We start from the raw sequence: 18,814 nt of genomic DNA on the forward strand, positions 1-18,814 counted from the left end.
CCATTCTCAAGAACAGGCAAGATGCCTGTTCCACAAGAAAATTCACTCTTTGTGGAACAGGCATCTTGCCTGTTCATAAAAAGCTTATTAAGAATGGTGCAATATCTCAGTTTAAATTGGACTTACGCATCGGGGCCCAGAAACCGAGTTTTTTACGAATCGGGAGTAAGATTAAATGAACCGCGAGGCACGCGGACGCGAAGAAAGAGAAAGAAAAAGATATAGCAATCATTGCAGGAGTCGTAAATTTTTTACCCCACCCCAACCCTCCCCTTATCAAGGGGAGGGAGTAAGAAATTCACAAATAATGCGAGGATTGCTATACTGTTCTTTCTTCGCGATCTTCGTGTCTTCGCGGTTCGTTCAAATGATTAAAAAAATTGCTAGGATAATTAATATCAAATCCCTTAACAGGTAAATTTTTAAGAAAATTCTACTTGGCGATATAAATCGGCGATCGCAATTTCTATATTCACCGATTCAAGTTGCAAGCAATCGCCTAAACCATACTCGAATAGAACCCATTGCCCCTGTTGATTGCGCCGAAACATTTCTACTCCGGGCTGTTCAACTTGCACCACGACATACTCTTGCAGTGTTGAAAATTGGCGGTATTTAGCAAATTTAATGTCGCGATCGTTGAACAAGACGATCGCTCAAAAATCCCCGCTTTCGAGCAATGGCAACACCAAATTTTACCAAACCCTAGGCTTTAGTTATTTGTTATTTCTTATTGGTTGAATTAAATTCTTGTGGAACAGGCATCTTGCCTGTTCCTAAAAATGCTGCAAGATGTAAGTTCCTGTAATGGATTAAGTGCGATCGTACCAACTTTGCAGCGCCAAGCGGTGAACTTCCCGCCAACTAATATTTTTAAGTCGGGCAATTTCCGCGCAATCTTCGTATTCCGGCTGTACATTAACAATCGTTTCTCCAGACTTCGCAACTTTTATCTTGACTTCGCCGTATTCTGTTTTAACTGTCTGGATTTCTCGGTGTAAAATAGTTCTCTGTTGAGTCGAGATCCTAATTCCCAAAGTAGTAGTCTCGCGAAAGATCACAGCTTCGCAAGCATCCTGAAATTCTGGATGACAAATCGCAGTTAACAAAACCCCCAGCCGCGACTTTTTCATCACAATTGGGGCAGTAAAAACATCCAGAGCTCCGGCGGTAAACAAAGCATCAAAAACATAGCCGATCGCCTGCGGACTCAAATCATCAATTTGCGTTTCCAACACCGTAATAGTTTCTATGGAATTGGGCATTGGGAATGGGGCATTGGGCATTGGGAATCGGGCATGGGGCATCGGGAATTGGGAATGACTACCCGTCTTTCCTCCACTCTCCCCCACTCCCACTCTCCCACTCTCCCCCTCTCCCACTCTCCCCCTCTCCCCTTCTGACTTCTCCCCAATCCAGAGGCGCAAAATATTAGGAATTGCCAGGTTTCGAGAACCTGCACCCAAACCGATCGCCTGAATTTGCATCGACGGTGGTGGCCCGAAACTAGCGGCGAGAGTACAGGCGATCGCAGTTCCCGTAGGAGTGCACAATTCGCGATCGATCCCATTGCTATAAACCGGCACTTGGTGCGTTTCCCACAATCGCATCACCGCCGGCGTCGGCACCGCTAATCGGCCGTGGGCCGCCTTCACCGTACCGCCACCAGTCGGCATCGCCGAAAAGTAAAACTCCTGAATATCCAACCAATCCAAACCCAAACAAGTACCGACAATATCAATAATTGCATCCGTCGCCCCCACCTCGTGAAAGTGAACCTCGCTTGCGGGGATACCGTGTACTGCAGCCTCTGCCTCTGCTAATTTGCCAAATACGGCCAAACTCCAGGCTTCCACGCGCGGAGGCAATTTTGCAGAGACGATGATTTGCTCAATTTCGGGTAAATTGCGGTGATGACTGTGGCTAATTTCGGCATCTGCTTCGCCGTGACTGTGAGAATGTTCTTCCCCGTGATGATGGTGGTGGCGGGCGTCGAAAGTCGGGGATTCGGTTTCCGAGGGATCGAGTTCGGTAGCGGGATTTTCTGGTTTTAACGACAAATCCGCAGCTAAATCGACATAAAATTTAGTTGCTTGTTGAGTATTCCGGTGGACTAATTCCGTCCGCAACTGGTACTCTGTCGAAATGCCGAGCAAATTGAGTTTTTCGATTAGGTATTCTAAAGGAACGCCGGCGTGGATGAGAGCTCCGATGCACATATCGCCAGCAATGCCGGTTGGACAGTCAAAATAAGCTATTTTGTTCATTGTTAACAATTAATTTTTAGCATTGATTGTTTCACTCGATATTTCGATCGCCCACTTAGCCTGCAATATCTTAACATGGCAACTTTTTACGAAGTGCATCCAGTTGCACCCCAAAGAGACCGGATCGAGAAAATTCAAAAAGCTCTGAAAGATGGGGCAGTGATGCTTTATCCGACAGATACAGTTTACGCGATCGGCTGCGATCTCAACTCCAAGTCTGCTGTAGAACGAGTCAGGCAGATCAAGCAACTATCCAATGATAAGCCTTTAACGTTCCTGTGTTCCTCTCTGTCAAATATCACCGACTATGCTGTCGTCAGCGATGAAGCATACAGAATTATCAAGCGGTTAATACCTGGGCCTTATACATTTCTGCTGCCAGCTACCAAGTTAGTGCCACGGTTGGTAATGAACCCAAAACGGAAAACCACTGGAATTCGCGTTCCCGACCAGCGGCTTTGTTTTACACTGTTGGAAGCCTTGGGAAATCCAATTATTTCAACATCCGCTAACATTACCACGGATGATGAAGGTGCAGCACCCGTGCCAGCAGGAAAAGGAGAAAGTTTTGGCAAAGCTGAACTTTTTGACTGTTTTTCAAAGTTAGTAGATGTCATTGTCGATGACGGTTCCGATCCGGGATATCAAGTTTCTACCATTCTCGATTTGACAGAAAGCGAACCGATTGTTGTTCGTCGTGGTTTGGGTGCGGAAGCTGTCGCCGTTTGGGAAAAAGATTAAAATTTGAGGATGCTTTCGCTTCTCCAACAGTCCGCCGGGGGTTCAAAACCCCCGTCTCATAGCGAAAGTCCTCTCAAAGAGGACTGTTAAATATAGCGGTTATGGTATTGAATTTAATTAAGCTCTGTCCTATATTTTAAAGCATTGACAATTATCAGAGGAGCAATCGCTATCAGTAGATATTAGATATTATTTCTATTTGAACTTATCGCAACTTATGTTATTCCTCGGGAGCATCTCATATTTGTAAAAACACTTCTTCTGGCTCCTTCCTTCTTCCTCTTCCCTCTTCCCTCCTGCCTCTTCCCTCCTGCCTCCTGCCTCCTGCCTCCTGCCTCAAAACTCCAATTTCTAGCTTGCCTGCTTTCATTGAGATGCTCCCTATTCCTCCCTAATTTCCACAGTCGTCTTAAGACGACTTCAGCTATGAGCCAGGGAATTAATTCCCTGGCGGCCTGTCGGAATCGCCAGCTAACAAACCTGCGGAAAAAACCTAAGCTTCTACCTTAACTCCTTTCCAAAAAGCAATATATCCGGCAATATTTTTAGCAGCATCTTTCGGAGTAGGATAGTACCACGCAGCGTCTTTATTCACTTGTCCGCCGACTTCGACACTGTAGTAACTAGCAACACCTTTCCAACCGCAAGTAGTGTGAGTGCTGCTGTCCTTGAAATACTCACGGTTGATGGCATCGGCGGGGAAATAATAGTTGTTGTCTACAATTTCGCACTTGTCGCTCTCGGCCAAAACGGCACCATTCCAAATTGCTTTCGGCATCAGTTTTTCTGCTTAAATTGAGATTCTCAATTATTGTAACTGTATTTGTGCTCAAAAGGCATAGAATAGTTGAGAAGCCAACAACCAACTACTGCAAATGTCAGCGTCTCATCCGCCAATATCTTCTGTGCCACTGTCCCTGGAACAAGCTCTTAAACATTTTTTTGGCTATGACTCTTTCCGTCCGGGACAGCAGGAAATTGTCGAAGCTGCTTTACAAAAACGGGATATGATGATTGTCATGCCGACTGGCGGTGGCAAGTCTTTGTGTTTTCAATTACCGGCACTGTTGAAACCGGGATTGACAGTGGTTGTGTCGCCGTTAATTGCTCTGATGCAAGACCAGGTGGAGGCTTTGCAGGATAATGGAATTGGGGCGACTTTTCTCAACAGCACTTTGAGCTCTCAGGAAACCCGATCGCGCGAAACAGCAATTCTCGAAGGTAAGATTAAATTGCTCTACGTTGCACCCGAACGCTTGCTGGGTGAGAGATTTTTACCGTTTTTAGATATAGTAGCAAATAAGTTAGGAATTTCGGCATTTGCGATCGACGAAGCCCACTGCGTTTCGGAATGGGGGCACGACTTTCGACCAGAATACAGGCAAATGCAGCGAGTGCGCGATCGATATCCCGACATTCCCATTATGGGACTAACCGCCACCGCCACCGAGCGCGTCCGCCAAGACATAATCCAGCAGTTAACTCTGCGAAATCCCTACATCCACGTCGCCAGCTTCAACCGCCCCAATTTATACTACGAAGTTCGCCCCAAAACCAAGCACAGTTTTGCCGAAGTTTTGCAAATCATCCAAAAAAAAGGCGGTTCGGGAATTATCTATTGCCTCAGTCGCAAAAAAGTTGACGAAGTTGCCTATAAATTGCAACAAAGCGGCATCCAAGCCTTACCATACCACGCTGGCATGAACGATGTCGCTCGCGCCACAAATCAAACCCGCTTCATTCGCGACGACGTGCAAGTAATGGTAGCCACAATAGCCTTCGGTATGGGCATTAACAAACCAGACGTGCGGTTTGTAATTCACTACGACTTACCCAAGAATCTCGAAGGATACTATCAAGAATCTGGCCGCGCAGGCCGAGACAACGAACCCGCCCATTGCAGCTTATTTTTTGGCTACGGCGATGTCAAAATGATCGACTACATCATCGAGCAAAAACCTGACCCGCAAGAACAACGAATTGCCCGCCAACAGTTGCGGCGAGTAATCAACTATGCAGAATCCACCGAGTGCCGCCGCACAATCCAGTTAAGTTATTTTGGCGATTCATTCCCCGGAAACTGCGGTACTTGCGATAACTGTTGCAACCAAAAACCAGTAGAAGATTGGACGATTGAGGCAATGAAATTTCTTTCTTGCGTCGCGAGATGCCAAGAAAAATTCGGCATGAATCATATTATAGACGTGCTGCGCGGTTCAAAAAATCAAAAAGTATTGCAATACCAGCACCACCAACTTTCTACTTACGGAATAGGCAAAGATAGAAGTGCTGATGAATGGAAAAAGTTGAGTCGATCGCTGGTAAATCAAGGTTTTTTAGAGGAAAGAACAGACGGGTTTCCCATTTTAAAACTGAATGAAAAAAGTTGGGAAATTATGAAACGTCAGCGCACAGTTGAAATCGCCATTGAACCGCAGCGGGAAGTACAGGCGAAAGTTCGTTCTTTGGCAGTAGAAGTAGAAGCTTTATTTACCATACTGCGGACGCTACGCAAACAAATTGCCGACGAACAATTTGTGCCACCTTACGTGGTTTTTGCTGATAAAAGCTTGCGAGACATGGCAGAAAAACGCCCGCAAAATCTCAGAGAATTCGAGGATGTTTACGGCGTTGGTAGCAACAAGCGAGATAAGTACGGTAAGGTTTTCTTGGAGGCCATTCGCAATTTTTGCCAAGAACAAGGATTGCCGAATGGTACTGCATCTTCTGATGTTGCTAATCTTCCCAATCTTCCCAACATTGCGTCTTATTCGCAGATGCAAACCTGGGAATTATACCGACAAGGCTTGACAGTTCAAGGAATAGCGAATGCGCGGGGTATGAGTCCTAATACTATTTCGGGGCATCTGATAGAATTGATGGAAATGGGCAGGGAAGTTGATATAAATTTGTTAGTGGAACCGGAACGCCAGCAGGCGATAGTGTACGCTATTGAAGTTATGGGGGATGAAAAACTGAGAGCAATTTATGATTTTTTGGAAGAACGTTATACGTTTGAGGAGATTAAGTTTGTGCGCGCTTGGTGGCGGCAAAATTATGTGGGTTTTTAACCGCAGATGTAGGCTGATTAACGCTGATGCACGCAGATAATTGATGGGAGGAAAGCTACTCTTCGGCGCAGATTACGGCTATCATGTGTTGTGTAGTTCACCCTACTTCATGCCGCTTCACCTGAGTTCGGCTAACTCCAAGCAACTCGTAGTAATTGAGCAGCCTGCAGCTTACTCATTGCCGCTTCCCAAATGCCTTTTGCACAATAGCTGTAAAAGTTACGAACAGGCAGAAACAATGAAAGCTACTGGTAAGGTGTATACAATTGATTTGGCTGGAAATCAGTATCAAAGCCCTCGCTACTTGCAAAGTCGGGCAAGGATTAACTCCCTCATCGACCATTATATGTCATTGGAAGTTTTGAGCGATCGACTTTCCGATCTACCCCAGCAATTTTCCAACCCGCATCCCCGCCCTTGGGAACCCATAGATTGGCAACGAATCACTCGCGACCAAATTATTGGTGTCAAGCCAGAAATATTTTTACAAATTTTGGCAAGTGCGGCAGAAATTGAAGCTCCCATCCACAGCTACGGTAGAGAAAGTTGGTGCTACTTACAGCATATTTACCCGCAAATGGCGCGGTTTATGGGAGGAATTTTTGATGACAACGGCAACATTCTAGAGATAGGTGTCTGGGAAAAAGAAGAACGCCAACATTGCCCGACATTTAGAAAAATTTACCAGCAACTTACAGCAGAAAAACTGCAAGTTAAACCCAACTCTGTTAATGGTTGTCAATCCACAGGTGACGCTTGGCAAGATACCTACAAACACGTGATTAGTCGCTTGAGTACCGAGTGGGGAGCTACTTCTGTTTATTTATGGTTGATGGTACACTCAACAGGAGCGTTGCAACAGGCAATTTCCCAGCCTTTACAGGATGAGATCAATCATTTGGCTAAGTTTTGGGGTTTCAGCCGCTGGGCCTTCTTCCAGAGTTATTTCAATCAACTGAAAGGCTCTACTAAAAACTTGATTGCTTTGCTGAAACACCATCAGATTGAACGCACGCACGGTAATGATGTGTTTAATAATTCACTCAGTCTCAAACAGCTTTCTTTGGTGGTGGAATTGACTTTTACATTCACGCGAGTGATGGTGCGTCTGCGGCGCTGGAACCGCGAGCTCAGTCGCAGTTATCTCAGACATTTGTTTGGTACTGCGCCGATGGTTGATTCACCGCGCCATGTTGCTTAAATCTGAGATATTGCACGAGTTTCATGAACAGGCAAGATGCCTGTTCCACTCATAGTTCAATTTTATTGTGGGGTAAGGTGCGCCATCAGCACCCAGTTATGTTAAAGTGCGATCATCGATGTATGTACTCGTTTGCTCGGCATCTATAGCAACCCTAAATCATTCGCCTAATTATTGTAGGGGCAATCCCCCCGTGGTTGCCCCGATAGATAGGGGGTAGGCACGGGGAGTAGGGGTAGCACTACCCCTACAAATTTATCTGAATCATTTAGGATTGCTATAGTAGAATTGATGGAGATGGGGCTGGAATCGGTTTTTGAGGGGAGTTTTTAACCGCAGATGCAGGCTGATAAATACTGAGGGACGCAAATAATTGAGGGGACGCGGAAATGAGAATTAAAAAATTAGCTTTTTGGGATAATTTACGAGAGTGGCGTTTTGAACCGATATATTTTTCCAACTTGGCTTTATTAGTTGGGGTATCTGGTGTGGGCAAAACACAAATTTTGCAAGGAATTTTGCGTTTAAAAGAGATAGCCAATGGTGAGTCCTCAAATGGTTTAGGTTGGGATATTACATTCTCGACAGTAAATAATGTTGAGTACCGCTGGCAAGGTCAATTTGAAACAAAAAAAAATCTGCCCATGATTCTTGATAAGGAAGACGAAACTAATGAATTTAGGATTATTAGAGAATATTTAGGGAGACAGGGAAATGTAATTATAGACAGAATAGCTAATGAAATTATACTTAACGGGAATAAAACTCCTAAATTATCGCCATTTCAAAGTGCTGTTGAAATTTTAAATCAAGAGGAAGATATTTCACCTGTTCACCAGGCTTTTAATCAAATAGTTATAAACAATATGAGTTCCCTTGATGGTTTTTACGATATCATGAGGACAACAATTTCAAAAATTGAGATTGCCTTGGATAACCTTAAAGCAAGCAACTTGCCACTTCAAATTAAACTCGCTTTTATTTATCGCGACTACTCAGAGGTTTTTAATAACATTAAACGCACATTTATAGAAATATTTCCTCAAGTTGAAGATGTAAAAATAGAAGCGGTAGAAGATGACACTTCATCATTTACGAGTTTTCCCATTCAGATAAAAGAGAAAGGTGTCACTGATTGGATATTTCAAAATAACATTTCATCAGGAATGCTGAAAACGCTAATTCATATTAGTGAACTGTACTTGTCGCCCGAAGGCACTGTAATCCTGATCGACGAATTTGAAAACAGCTTGGGGATTAACTGTATTGATGTGGTGACAGATTTAATTGTAGAAAATAGAAATATTCAATTCATTCTTACCAGCCACCATCCCTACATAATCAATAATATTGGGATGGAGCACTGGAAAATAGTCACTCGCAAAGGTGGGGTTGTAACTGTGATAGATGCTAAAGATTTGAAGTTGGGAAAATCGAGGCATCAAGCTTTTACGCAACTGATTAATCTAGAAGAATACAGCGAGGGAATTAAAGTTTGATGAATCTGTATTTTTTAGTCGAAGGGAAGCAATCCGAGAGAAAAGTTTATCCTGCATGGCTGGCTCATCTTTTACCGGAATTGCAGCGAGTTGATAATTGCGATGATGTGAATGAAAAAAATTATTACTTGATTAGCGGTGAAGGATATCCTTCATTAATATACGATTTTATCCCGCGTTCGATCGCCGAAATTAACTCAAACGGAAAATACAGCTATTTTGTAGTATGTCTCGATGCCGAGGAAAATACTGTTGCCGAACTCACAACAGAAATTTATGATTTTTTAACTGAGCAGAAATTGAAATTATACAATGCAGAACTTGTGCTGATATTTCAGAATCGCTGCTTGGAAACTTGGCTGTTGGGTAATCGGAAGATTTATTCCAGAAATCCTCAAAACAAACCTTTGCTAGATTATACTAAATATTACGATGTTTCAGTTAACTGTCCCGAAAATATGGGCAGATATCAAGACTTTAATACTCACGCTCAGTTTCACGGAGCTTATTTGAGAGCGTTATTTGAAGCTAAAAATATTACCTATTCAAAAAAACGACCGGGAGATGTACTCAAGCCATTTTATTTGGAACAACTATTGACAAGGATTCAAATTCAGCCCGAACAACTGACTACTTTCCGTCAGTTCATCGATTTCTGTAACAAAATTAAACCAAAAGTGTCAACTTAAAAGGCAACAAATAAGAGAAAATAAAAATTAAAAGGTAGAGACAGATTTGCAAACTGTCCCTACCCAAGCAGATACAGTTAGGATACATTTCATACTAGATTTAGATAAAACACTTTAATCTCGCACAACTCGCAAAAATAACTATGAACAACCCAGCATCTTACACATCATCCCAAATGACCGATCGCGAACGCGCGAACCTCAGCAAGCTAATCGATTACAGTTCCATTCGATCGATACCCGAAATTTGGGCGATCGTCAAACAGCGATTTCCTCAAACCGTCGCCCTCCACGACCCCCACAGCCAGCCAGAAATCAAACTCACCTACACCGACCTCTACCAACAAATCCAGCAATTCGCCGCCGGCCTCCAAGCCCTCGGCATTGAACCAAATCCCGAAGAAGCAGTCCCTCCCCGCGTCGCCCTCTTCGCAGACAACAGCCCCCGCTGGCTGATAGCCGACCAAGGTATCATGATGGCCGGGGCCGCGAACGTTGTTCGAGGCGCCACCGCCGACCCTCAAGAACTCCTATACATCATCCAAGACAGCGGCAGCAGCGCCTTGGTAGTCGAAAACCTGGCATTACTGAAAAAACTGCAACACCGCCTCCCAGATTTGCCCATCCAACTCATCGTCCTCCTCTCCGACGAAGAACCGGAAACCAGCCAAACCCTCAACACAGTCAAATTTTCCCAAGTGATGACCACAGGGGCAAACCGTCCCCTCAAACCCACCAACCACAAGCCTCAAACCCTCGCCACCCTCCTCTACACCAGCGGCACCACCGGCAAACCCAAAGGCGTCATGCTGACTCACGGGAACCTGCTGCACCAACTCACCACCTTGGGCACTGTTCTCCAGCCCGAAGCCGGCGAGGGCGCCCTCAGCATTCTGCCCAGTTGGCACGCCTACGAACGCAGCGTCGAATACTTCCTGCTTTCCCAAGGATGCACGCAAATTTACACCAATATTCGCTATTTCAAACAAGACTTTAAAACTTACAAACCCCAGTACATGGTCAGCGTTCCGCGCATCTGGGAATCGATTTATGAGGCCGTACAAAAGCAATTTCGGGAACAGCCACCTAACAAACAAAAATTGGTGGATTTCCTGTTATCTGCCAGCCAGCAATACATCGAGAACCGCCGCATTTTCCAAGGATTAACTCTTAGTTTGAAACCGGCTTCTGCTTCCGAAAAACTAATCGCCCGCACCAAAAGCATTGTGTTGTCGCCCGTACACGCCCTCGCCGAAAAACTGGTTTACCAAAAAGTCAGGGAAGCTACAGGGGGACGCTTAAAATGGGCGATTAGCGGTGGCGGTTCTTTGGCCGCGCATATAGACAATTTCTTTGAAATAGCGAATATCGGTTTGTTAGTGGGATACGGTTTAACCGAAACTTCGCCGGTTTTAACTGTGCGCCGCCCTTGGCACAATCTTAAAGGTTCCGCAGGACAGCCTCTAGCCCATACGGAAATTAAAATAGTAGACCCAGAAACCAGACAGCAACTGCCCACAGGCCAGCGCGGTTTAGTATTGGCGCGGGGGCCGCAAATTATGCAGGGCTATTATCTTAATCCCCAAGCGACTGCCAAGGCGATCGACTCCGAGGGCTGGTTCGACACCGGCGACTTGGGCTGGCTGACACCGGGAAACGACTTAATCTTGACCGGGCGGGCCAAAGATACGATCGTCCTCACCAACGGCGAAAACATCGAACCCCAGCCCATAGAAGACGCCTGCCTCCGCAGCCCCTACATCGACCAAATTATGCTAGTAGGTCAAGACCAGAAATCAGTCGGCGCCTTAATTGTCCCCAATGCAGAAGCCGTGCAGAAATGGGCAGAAACTCAGAATCCCCCATTACACGAAATTGACTGGAATAGCAAGACTATTCAAGATTTATTCCGAAAAGAATTGAACCGAGAGGTGCAAAATCGCCCCGGATACCGCGCGGACGATCGCATCGGCCCGTTCCGGTTGATTCAGGAGCCATTTTCGATGGAAAATGGAATGTTGACCCAGACCCTGAAAATTAAGCGCCCGGTTGTGACGCAACACTACCGCGATATGATTGACGGGATGTTTTGAAATATTCGCAGGACTTGGGGAATGGAAAAGAAAAAATTATCCCAACACCCGAGTCCCGAGTCCGAGTCCTCAGTCCTGGGCCATTAGTTCATATTTACCAACTAATGGCCCAGGACTAATGCCTAATTCCTAATTGACAAGCAACAACTTTATGGAACCACAATTACTCTTGAAGCGATCGATTAACGTTAAAGTCGTCGTTACTCCCCGCTGGAAAGAAGAAGCTCAACAGCAACTCCAAGCCCAAATCAACCAAATAGACTCTCAGCTACAACAGTTAGAAATGCAAGGGCAGCGGATGATTTCAGAAATCCAAAAGCAAAATCTGCAGCCCCCAGGCCCGCAAGTAATGCAGCAAATAGAAAACATTCAAGTGCAGGTGAATCAAAGAAAAAGCGAACTGCTAGAACAGAAAAACCAAAACCTGCAACAGCTTCAGCAAGTGCAGGTGCTAGACCTGGAACAAGAAGTGAGTCAAGGTCAAATTGACGGCACATTCACTGTCGGGCTCGGAGAAAACTTGATTCAAAAAATGCAAGTAGAAATACTCCTCCGCGACGGCATAGTCGAAGAAATTCGAGGTGATATTTAGAAATTGGTAAGTGGTAATTGGCGATCGGTAATTGGCAATTGATTTTGAGTCAACAGTCACACATCAAGAATGCGAGAGACTGGCATAATAATAAGTATTGCCGGTGGCCGATCGCCAATTATCAATTGCCAAATACCGATTACCTATTACCAACACAAAAGGACTTTTTACAGATGATTCGCGAAGTTTTCATGCCAGCCCTGAGTTCTACCATGACAGAGGGCAAAATTGTTTCCTGGGTCAAATCCGCCGGAGACAAAGTAGAAAAAGGCGAAACGGTGGTAGTGGTTGAATCCGACAAAGCCGACATGGATGTCGAGTCTTTCTACGAAGGCTATTTAGCAATAATTATCGTACCGGCGGGCGAAGTTGCTCCGGTAGGAGCGGCAATCGCCCTGGTAGCAGAAACAGAAGCCGAAATCGCCGCAGCTCAGCAGCAAGGATCCGCCGCCCCAACCGCAGCCGCCGCCCCCGCTCCCAGCCCCGCTCCTGTGAGCGCAGCTACATCCTCAGCAGGTTTGCAGCAAAATGTCAGCCGCCAAAACGGCCGCAGCGTCGTTTCTCCCCGCGCTCGCAAGTTAGCCAAAGAGTTTAAAGTAGATTTGAATTCTATCAAAGGCAGCGGGCCCAACGGTCGCATTGTCGCAGAGGATGTGGAAGCAGCAGCCGGCAAAGCTCAACCAGCTCCGGTTCAGCAAGCGGTAACAGTTCCCGCAGCACCCGCACCGGCATCTGCAGCACCCGCCCCCGCAGCAGCCAAACCCGCACCCGCACCAGTCCCGGCGATCGCACTTTCGGGCCAAAGAGTACCGATGAATGCGCTGCAAAATGCGGTGGTGCGGAATATGGAAGCAAGTTTGAGCGTGCCGTCTTTCCGCGTGGGTTACACAATTACTACTGATAATCTGGACAAACTCTACAAACAAATTAAGTCCAAGGGCGTCACGATGACGGCTATGCTGGCGAAGGCTGTAGCAGTAACTTTACAAAAACATCCTCTGCTGAATGCTTGTTATGTGGAGTCGGGTATTCAACACCGCGCTGATATTAATGTGGCGGTAGCGGTGGCGATGGATGGCGGCGGTTTGATTACGCCGGTGTTGCAAAATGCCGATCGCCTCGATATTTATTCGCTCTCCCGCACTTGGAAGGATTTAGTCGATCGCGCCCGCACCAAGCAGTTGAAGCCGGATGAATACAGCACGGGAACTTTCACTCTTTCCAATTTGGGAATGTTTGGAGTAGACAAGTTTGACGCGATTTTGCCGCCGAATCAAGGCTCGATTTTGGCGATCGGCTCTTCGCGGCCGCAAGTAGTGGCAAACGAGGATGGTTTGATGGGAGTGAAGCGGCAAATGCAGGTGAATATTACTTGCGATCACCGGATTATTTACGGTGCTGACGCGGCGTCTTTCTTGCAAGATTTAGCGAAATTGATTGAGACAAATCCTCAGTCTTTGACGCTTTAATTAGTTAATTGTTGACAGTTGACTGTTGACAGTTCGCAGTTGACTGTTGACAGTTGACTGTTGGCAGTTGACTAAGGATATATTAGTTCCTTGCCTCTGACCGGGAGGCGTTGTTGTGATGGATAATCTTTCTGCTCATAAAGTTAAGGGTATTCAAGAACTCATTGAAGCAGCCGGAGCTAGGGTTATTTATTTATCTCCTTATTCTCCTGATTTTAATCCAATTGAAAATTCTTGGTCTAAACTTAAATAAATTTTACGTTCTCTTGTTATTAGCAGCCGCGACTCTTTAGAAATAGTCCTTAAAGATGCTTTATATCTTATTTCCCTTAAAGACATTCAAAATTGGTTTGTTAATTGCTGTTACTGTACCTCATGCGGTTGAAAAGCGCTGTAATGAGGACGGAAAAAATCTACGGGTGGATTAGGTCTGCGATCTGGTCTAGCTATTTTTGGTAGGCTGTACTCAGCGCCCTTACAGTCTTAGCACTGAGTCGCTTTAAAACCAAACTAAGACAACAAACAAGTAAGAAGTAAATGACCAAGGTTATAGCTACAGGCCCCCTAAACAAAATAAAGTCAAAATGAATAAGGAACGTATTATGAGTCAGAAATAATTCAAAAGAAATATCTCCTAAAAAGCAGAGAGATAGAGAGTAAACTTTAAATTTTGTCAATAAAGAAATCAAAAAAAGCAAGGTGAGACTTATTGAAATGTGTAAAATACTACGAATTAAACACCAATAGATATTTGCTGGTCCTTCAATAGCGAGGTCAAAAACCATACTCAAATAATTTAGATATAAAATTGAAACGACAAAAGTGCAAGCTATTAATTCTGCAGGCAAATTAAATTTTACCTTCCTAAAAGCACTAAGATAGATAATACAAGAACCAGACAGTATAACAGTTAAAACTAAAATTGACCAAATTGCCGAGTAAGCACGAAAGTGGAATATCTCTGATGCCTTAAATAGGAATGTGGACAATAAAATACTACCTACTATACAACCTATATAACTTAATATTTTGTCATTCAATATTTTATTAATTTTGTCTTTGATCAAGGATGAATTTAGTCCCATCCAGCAACCAAAAGGAAAGCTGAAAGCATTTACTTTTGCCAAAAACATAGTTTCTGGGATAGAAATTAGCGCCAGCGATATCAAGAATAAAAATATTAATTTATGCTGATTTGAAAGACCAAATTTGAAAGTTAAATAAAGGAGACAGTACCAGAATAAAATAAAAATTATAAACCAAGTTTTACCATCTAAGCTATACATAAAAAATAATATTCGTGGAAGCTCAAGCAAAATATTTTGCTCGACTCCTTCTAATAATATTTTCAAAAAAAGCAGCAACCCTAGAGCAAATACTATGGGAATTAATATCCTGGATACTCTTTTTAAGAAGAACCCTTTAATTCCTTTATTTTGCATAGATATAGATAATCCATACCCAGAAAAAATTAAAAAGATAGCAACTCCAACCATGCCAGCTTCTGACCAAATTCCATACAGAGAGGGTGCAGGTTCAGTGTAATAGCATAAGTGATTAAAGAGGATCAGAATAATTGCAAAACCCTTCAACTGATTCGTCTGCAAAGAAGATAGTGTATCGTCATTAAAAGACGGACGTAAAGTAATGAAAAATAAGACAATTAAAGCAACTACCAAAAAAACATCGAAAAAAGGATTATCAATCTGAAGTTTAGTCTGATAATGATTCACGAATAAAGGTGCTGTATTCATATCAACTCAACGTTCTACCTGCCAGACGGCATTAATGATTACTGAATGCTCAAAGCTCATCCATGCTTAGTGTGGAACCAGATATTAAAAAAGTTCATGTAAAATTCGGGCAATGAGATATAGAACACCCGGTGGCAAACTTCTGTTGGTCAGAGCTAACAGATATTTCTCTATACCTTGCCAGTAATTCAAGTCCTATCAAATTCCATACCTATGGTAGATGACAAGCTGCTTGGCTGTCAACAAGATGATTTACACTCGCAAGCGGCAAAAGATGGCGTTAAGGTCTTGTCTTAAAAAACACTTCGGCTTATGAAAAAAGTAATAAGTTCTGGGCTAAATCCGTCCCATGTGCGATCTGACCGGTCAGCTCGCAGCAAGCTGTTGAAAATGTTTGGCTTAGTGTACCTCATGCGGCTGCAAGCCACTGTAATGCTTCTCTTAACTCATTAACACAAAAACCAAAAGGTTAACAGTCAACAGTCAAAAGTCAACCGTCAACCGTCAACAGCCAACCGTCAACCAATAACTAATTACTCGATCGCACAGTCAAAACTTGGGGCGGCGTCGCATCCGGCGGATACAAGAAATCCACCTGCACCAAACGGCGTTCCCCCGGCTTCATATTCACATTCACCAAAGGTTCCCCCTGCTGTCCCCTGCGCTGCACGATGTGAATGTAGCGCGTCAAAGTCTTGCCCGTATCATCCTTAAACATCACCCGCACCGTACCTCGGAAAAATATCCGATTTTCAGGAGGATCGTAAAACATCAATCCCCCCGCTTCTGTATTTGCCTTGACGGGTGTTTGCATTTTAATGCTAACAGATTGGGATTCACGAGATTTGTTGTAAAGCGGAAAAGTTAAGTTGTATTGAATCCCGTAATTACCGTGAGCAGAATAAGCAGTATCGGGATAGCGAGCTAACATTTTAGCGCTTTGAATTTGACCGGTGCCAAAAGTCCCCGTATCCGTTGTGCTCAAAGCATAGGAAAATGACTCGCCGCGCTTGGGAATAGTTAAATAATCGGTTCTCGAATTGTCCGTAATTTTAGCTTGCCACTGGGAACCTTCAGCGACTCCTGCCACGCGGCCATAAATTTTTTGCACCGGATTTTCGCCTTTCGGAGTTGGTGCTAAATCTCTGGGCCCTGCTAAACCTTTGGTATTTAAAATATTTTCCCACTCTTCTAAAGTCGGATATTGTTCGACTCCTCCTTGACTTTGAGGAGCAAACATTGCTAATGACGCTACATAAACCGAATTGCTGCTCGACATTCGCATTAAGGTCGATCGACCGTTGGAAGAAGGCGTGACATTCCCCACAGGTATCGGCAAATTCATCAGCATTCGGCTCTGATTGCCCGGAATCTCGATCGCAGCGGGCAAAATGGCTTGTCTGAACCCCCGCAATACATCGCTCGTGATGCGGCTTCCAGGCCCCGCAAACACAGTGCCGAATCTATTTTCTAAATACGACGGCAAATCGACAAACAAGGCATCCGGCCGAGTTAAATAAGTTGCTCCTTGCAAGACATTTAAAGTAACAGGTTCGGAGTTAGGATTGTGGACAATTATTCCTTGAAATAAGGTGCGAGTTTCTTCGCGATTTTTAGCCCTGGCGATGTGGTGGGCAAAGATGTCAAATCGGCCTTTGAAGGCAAAGTTTAAATGAGCCGAAGGTACTTGTTTTGATTCCTGGGGAAATGTGGAGAGCAAAATGCCTTCGGTTTGCACGACTTCCGGACTGTTGCTGTTGAAAACCGGGATGTTGTCGAGTTTTCCCGGTAAAACGCGCACTTGTTGGGGCACAGTTATCGTTTTTAGCAAGCTGCTGCTTGGCTGTGGTGGTAAATCCAGTTGGTTTTCGGGTAGGGGGGCTTCTGGCTGGATCAGCAGTTGTTGTTGGGCGGGAGGTGCGGCGATTGTTTGAGCTAGGGGGAAAATTGGCAAAAACATTGCTGTGAGCGCGTTTAACTGAACTTGCATTGATATTTGACCGATCCTCTGGGAGGACTCCGCTAACGGGCGATCGACACAAAACTTTACCACAAGTTGGTTGATGTGTTTGAGGAATTTTGGATTTTAGCACAGACGTGGCGCTCAGCTTTCGATCGCACCTTCCTGATACCAATTTAATGTGAAGTTGCACAGATATCGATCCCCCTAAATCCCCCTTAAAAAGGGGAGTAGGGGTTGACTTCAAGAAGCTTCCGGTCCCCCCCTTAGTAGGGGCGGTGCCCCCGTGCCCGCCCTCTTGGCTAGGGGGGATCGAATTCTATGCAGCCTCATAAAAAATTGGTATGAGTCCGCGCACCATTTCCAAAATTGTTGGGCGTGAAGTCGGTTTCGATCGTCGGACGCTCAAACAATTTACCAATTACCAATTACCAACTTGCGTTATTTCTGTTTTATGACTACCAACGTAATGTCGTCAAAAACTTTATGTTTGTCAATATGTTGCAGCAGATGATCAATTACTGCTTGTCGAATTTCTTCAGCCGTTTTGTGGCGATTTTCTTTGGCCACATGGCACAATCTTTCTATGCCGTAATACACTTTATTTATATTTACAGCTTCGGTAATTCCATCTGTGTAAAGAACTACTACATCCCCTGGATTAAGATGCACTTCAACTTGGCAAACAAAATCAGCAATATCTTCCTCTAATCCCAGAGGAAAGCCGAGTTCCGTGGTATCTATCCGTTCGATGTTACCATCAGTACGGACTACAATTATTTCTTCATGTTGACCGCTGAGGGTAAAGTTACTATCTTGATAATCTAACAAAGCCAAGGTCATGTTTTTAGACGAGTCGATGCGCTCGATATTGGCATAAAGGGTGCGGTTTAACACATCAAGAAACTTCACCGGATCGGTTTCGTTCATTTGTTGGAGAGTGCGGACGGCGGTTTGCGCCATAATCATTAATACGCCACTTTCTAAACCATGTCCCGTAACATCGCCGATGGTAATTTTTACCTTATCATTTTGGGTTAGCACGTCGTAGTAGTCGCCACCCACTTCATCGGCAGGTTCCATATATCCAGCTATTTCTAATCCTTTAATTTTATCAAGTTCTGATTGTTTGGGCAAGATCATTTGTTGCAGTCGTTTCGTGACTTCTAACTCAGCACTGAGGCGGAGGTTTTCGGCTTTAAGTTTGTTATTGAGACTGCTAATTTCCTGGTTTGCTTGGGCGAGTTGGGCGGTGCGTTGTTGCACCTTTTCTTCTAAAGTTTGATAGAGACGGGCATTTTCGATGGAGATCGCAGCTTGGGCGGAAATGATGTTGAGGACTTCTAAGCGATCGCGCGTAAAAGCGCCCGCTGTTAAATTATTTTCTAGGTATAAGATGCCTAAGCTGTCAAACATCTAAACTGCATTAACTAAGTTACCTTTATTTTTTATTTTTCGGTTCCATTTCATAATTAGTC

15 protein-coding genes and 2 pseudogenes are annotated in these 18,814 nt (G+C 44.5%); 10 read left to right on the top strand and 7 right to left on the bottom strand.

The features are described 5' to 3' along the window. Positions 1-21 precede the first annotated feature (21 nt). The gene (locus QUB35_RS25950) at positions 22-225 is read left to right on the top strand and encodes a hypothetical protein (protein ID WP_333144540.1); all 204 of its coding nucleotides are present in this window, start codon (positions 22-24) and stop codon (positions 223-225) included. Between the two features lie 197 nt (positions 226-422). Here QUB35_RS25950 and QUB35_RS25955 read toward each other — a convergent pair whose 3' ends face one another. Together QUB35_RS25955 and larC are read right to left on the bottom strand one after the other, a co-directional pair. Then, positions 423-647, bottom strand: coding sequence for a Uma2 family endonuclease (locus QUB35_RS25955; protein ID WP_333144541.1), 225 nt, complete (start codon positions 645-647; stop codon positions 423-425). A 165-nt stretch (positions 648-812) separates the two neighbouring features. Beyond that, positions 813-2,267, bottom strand: coding sequence for a nickel pincer cofactor biosynthesis protein LarC (larC, locus tag QUB35_RS25960; RefSeq protein ID WP_333144542.1), 1,455 nt, complete (start codon positions 2,265-2,267; stop codon positions 813-815). A gap of 75 nt (positions 2,268-2,342) precedes the next feature. On the opposite strand from larC, the gene QUB35_RS25965 reads away from it, so the two are divergent. Next, entirely contained in the window at positions 2,343-3,008 is a 666-nt protein-coding gene (locus tag QUB35_RS25965) for an L-threonylcarbamoyladenylate synthase (RefSeq protein ID WP_333144543.1), read from the top strand. Between the two features lie 238 nt (positions 3,009-3,246). Here the strand turns inward: QUB35_RS25965 and QUB35_RS25970 are convergent, their stop codons facing one another. Both QUB35_RS25970 and QUB35_RS25975 read right to left on the bottom strand, forming a co-directional pair. Then, positions 3,247-3,378, bottom strand: a complete 132-nt coding sequence (locus QUB35_RS25970) for a hypothetical protein (protein ID WP_333144544.1) — start codon at positions 3,376-3,378, stop codon at positions 3,247-3,249. 123 nt (positions 3,379-3,501) lie between these two features. Continuing rightward, entirely contained in the window at positions 3,502-3,786 is a 285-nt protein-coding gene (locus QUB35_RS25975; protein ID WP_190738299.1) for a DUF427 domain-containing protein, read from the bottom strand. A gap of 97 nt (positions 3,787-3,883) precedes the next feature. On the opposite strand from QUB35_RS25975, the gene recQ reads away from it, so the two are divergent. From recQ to QUB35_RS26015, 8 genes and pseudogenes are all read left to right on the top strand, one after another. Beyond that, entirely contained in the window at positions 3,884-6,079 is a 2,196-nt protein-coding gene (recQ, locus tag QUB35_RS25980) for a DNA helicase RecQ (RefSeq protein ID WP_333144545.1), read from the top strand. A 43-nt stretch (positions 6,080-6,122) separates the two neighbouring features. Beyond that, a complete protein-coding gene (locus tag QUB35_RS25985) occupies positions 6,123-7,280 on the top strand; it encodes a hypothetical protein (RefSeq protein ID WP_333144546.1) in 1,158 nt (385 codons plus the stop codon). 389 nt (positions 7,281-7,669) lie between these two features. Then, the gene (locus QUB35_RS25990; RefSeq protein WP_333144547.1) at positions 7,670-8,779 is read left to right on the top strand and encodes an AAA family ATPase; all 1,110 of its coding nucleotides are present in this window, start codon (positions 7,670-7,672) and stop codon (positions 8,777-8,779) included. Beyond that, the gene (locus QUB35_RS25995; protein ID WP_333144548.1) at positions 8,779-9,468 is read left to right on the top strand and encodes a hypothetical protein; all 690 of its coding nucleotides are present in this window, start codon (positions 8,779-8,781) and stop codon (positions 9,466-9,468) included. The genes QUB35_RS25990 and QUB35_RS25995 overlap by 1 nt, the downstream gene beginning before the upstream one ends. 143 nt (positions 9,469-9,611) lie before the next feature. Continuing rightward, entirely contained in the window at positions 9,612-11,561 is a 1,950-nt protein-coding gene (locus QUB35_RS26000) for a long-chain fatty acid--CoA ligase (RefSeq protein ID WP_333144549.1), read from the top strand. Between the two features lie 151 nt (positions 11,562-11,712). Beyond that, on the top strand, positions 11,713-12,153 hold the full coding sequence (locus tag QUB35_RS26005) for a YlqD family protein (RefSeq protein WP_015179467.1): 441 nt from the start codon (positions 11,713-11,715) through the stop codon (positions 12,151-12,153). Between the two features lie 173 nt (positions 12,154-12,326). Then, the gene (locus QUB35_RS26010; protein WP_333144555.1) at positions 12,327-13,622 is read left to right on the top strand and encodes a dihydrolipoamide acetyltransferase family protein; all 1,296 of its coding nucleotides are present in this window, start codon (positions 12,327-12,329) and stop codon (positions 13,620-13,622) included. 100 nt (positions 13,623-13,722) lie between these two features. Then, positions 13,723-13,872: pseudogene (locus tag QUB35_RS26015) on the top strand (transposase); the annotation flags it as partial. Positions 13,873-14,068: 196 nt separating this feature from the next. Here QUB35_RS26015 and QUB35_RS26020 read toward each other — a convergent pair. The 3 genes and pseudogenes from QUB35_RS26020 to QUB35_RS26030 all read right to left on the bottom strand — a co-directional run. Then, positions 14,069-15,376 (bottom strand): acyltransferase family protein, encoded by a 1,308-nt coding sequence (locus tag QUB35_RS26020; protein ID WP_333144550.1) that lies wholly within the window; start codon positions 15,374-15,376, stop codon positions 14,069-14,071. Positions 15,377-15,905: 529 nt separating this feature from the next. Beyond that, complete coding sequence (locus QUB35_RS26025; RefSeq protein WP_333144551.1) at positions 15,906-17,366, bottom strand: DUF3370 domain-containing protein; 1,461 nt, start codon at positions 17,364-17,366, stop codon at positions 15,906-15,908. Positions 17,367-17,777: 411 nt separating this feature from the next. Next, a pseudogene (locus tag QUB35_RS26030) lies at positions 17,778-18,740 on the bottom strand (PP2C family protein-serine/threonine phosphatase); the annotation flags it as partial. Between the last annotated feature and the right edge of the window lie 74 nt (positions 18,741-18,814).

This window comes from Microcoleus sp. B13-B6 (assembly GCF_036705405.1).
GTDB lineage: Bacteria > Cyanobacteriota > Cyanobacteriia > Cyanobacteriales > Microcoleaceae > Microcoleus.

What these genes read in the sequence shown, in the direction of transcription:
- QUB35_RS25950 (WP_333144540.1), top strand. Translation starts at nt 22, where the DNA reads ATGCCTGTTCCACAAGAAAATTCACTCTTTGTGGAACAGGCATCTTGC.
- larC (WP_333144542.1), bottom strand. Translation starts at nt 2,267, where the DNA reads ATGAACAAAATAGCTTATTTTGACTGTCCAACCGGCATTGCTGGCGAT.
- QUB35_RS25965 (WP_333144543.1), top strand. Translation starts at nt 2,343, where the DNA reads ATGGCAACTTTTTACGAAGTGCATCCAGTTGCACCCCAAAGAGACCGG.
- QUB35_RS25970 (WP_333144544.1), bottom strand. Translation starts at nt 3,378, where the DNA reads ATGAAAGCAGGCAAGCTAGAAATTGGAGTTTTGAGGCAGGAGGCAGGA.
- QUB35_RS25975 (WP_190738299.1), bottom strand. Translation starts at nt 3,786, where the DNA reads ATGCCGAAAGCAATTTGGAATGGTGCCGTTTTGGCCGAGAGCGACAAG.
- recQ (WP_333144545.1), top strand. Translation starts at nt 3,884, where the DNA reads ATGTCAGCGTCTCATCCGCCAATATCTTCTGTGCCACTGTCCCTGGAA.
- QUB35_RS25985 (WP_333144546.1), top strand. Translation starts at nt 6,123, where the DNA reads ATGGGAGGAAAGCTACTCTTCGGCGCAGATTACGGCTATCATGTGTTG.
- QUB35_RS25990 (WP_333144547.1), top strand. Translation starts at nt 7,670, where the DNA reads ATGAGAATTAAAAAATTAGCTTTTTGGGATAATTTACGAGAGTGGCGT.
- QUB35_RS25995 (WP_333144548.1), top strand. Translation starts at nt 8,779, where the DNA reads ATGAATCTGTATTTTTTAGTCGAAGGGAAGCAATCCGAGAGAAAAGTT.
- QUB35_RS26000 (WP_333144549.1), top strand. Translation starts at nt 9,612, where the DNA reads ATGAACAACCCAGCATCTTACACATCATCCCAAATGACCGATCGCGAA.
- QUB35_RS26005 (WP_015179467.1), top strand. Translation starts at nt 11,713, where the DNA reads ATGGAACCACAATTACTCTTGAAGCGATCGATTAACGTTAAAGTCGTC.
- QUB35_RS26010 (WP_333144555.1), top strand. Translation starts at nt 12,327, where the DNA reads ATGATTCGCGAAGTTTTCATGCCAGCCCTGAGTTCTACCATGACAGAG.
- QUB35_RS26020 (WP_333144550.1), bottom strand. Translation starts at nt 15,376, where the DNA reads ATGAATACAGCACCTTTATTCGTGAATCATTATCAGACTAAACTTCAG.
- QUB35_RS26025 (WP_333144551.1), bottom strand. Translation starts at nt 17,366, where the DNA reads ATGCAAGTTCAGTTAAACGCGCTCACAGCAATGTTTTTGCCAATTTTC.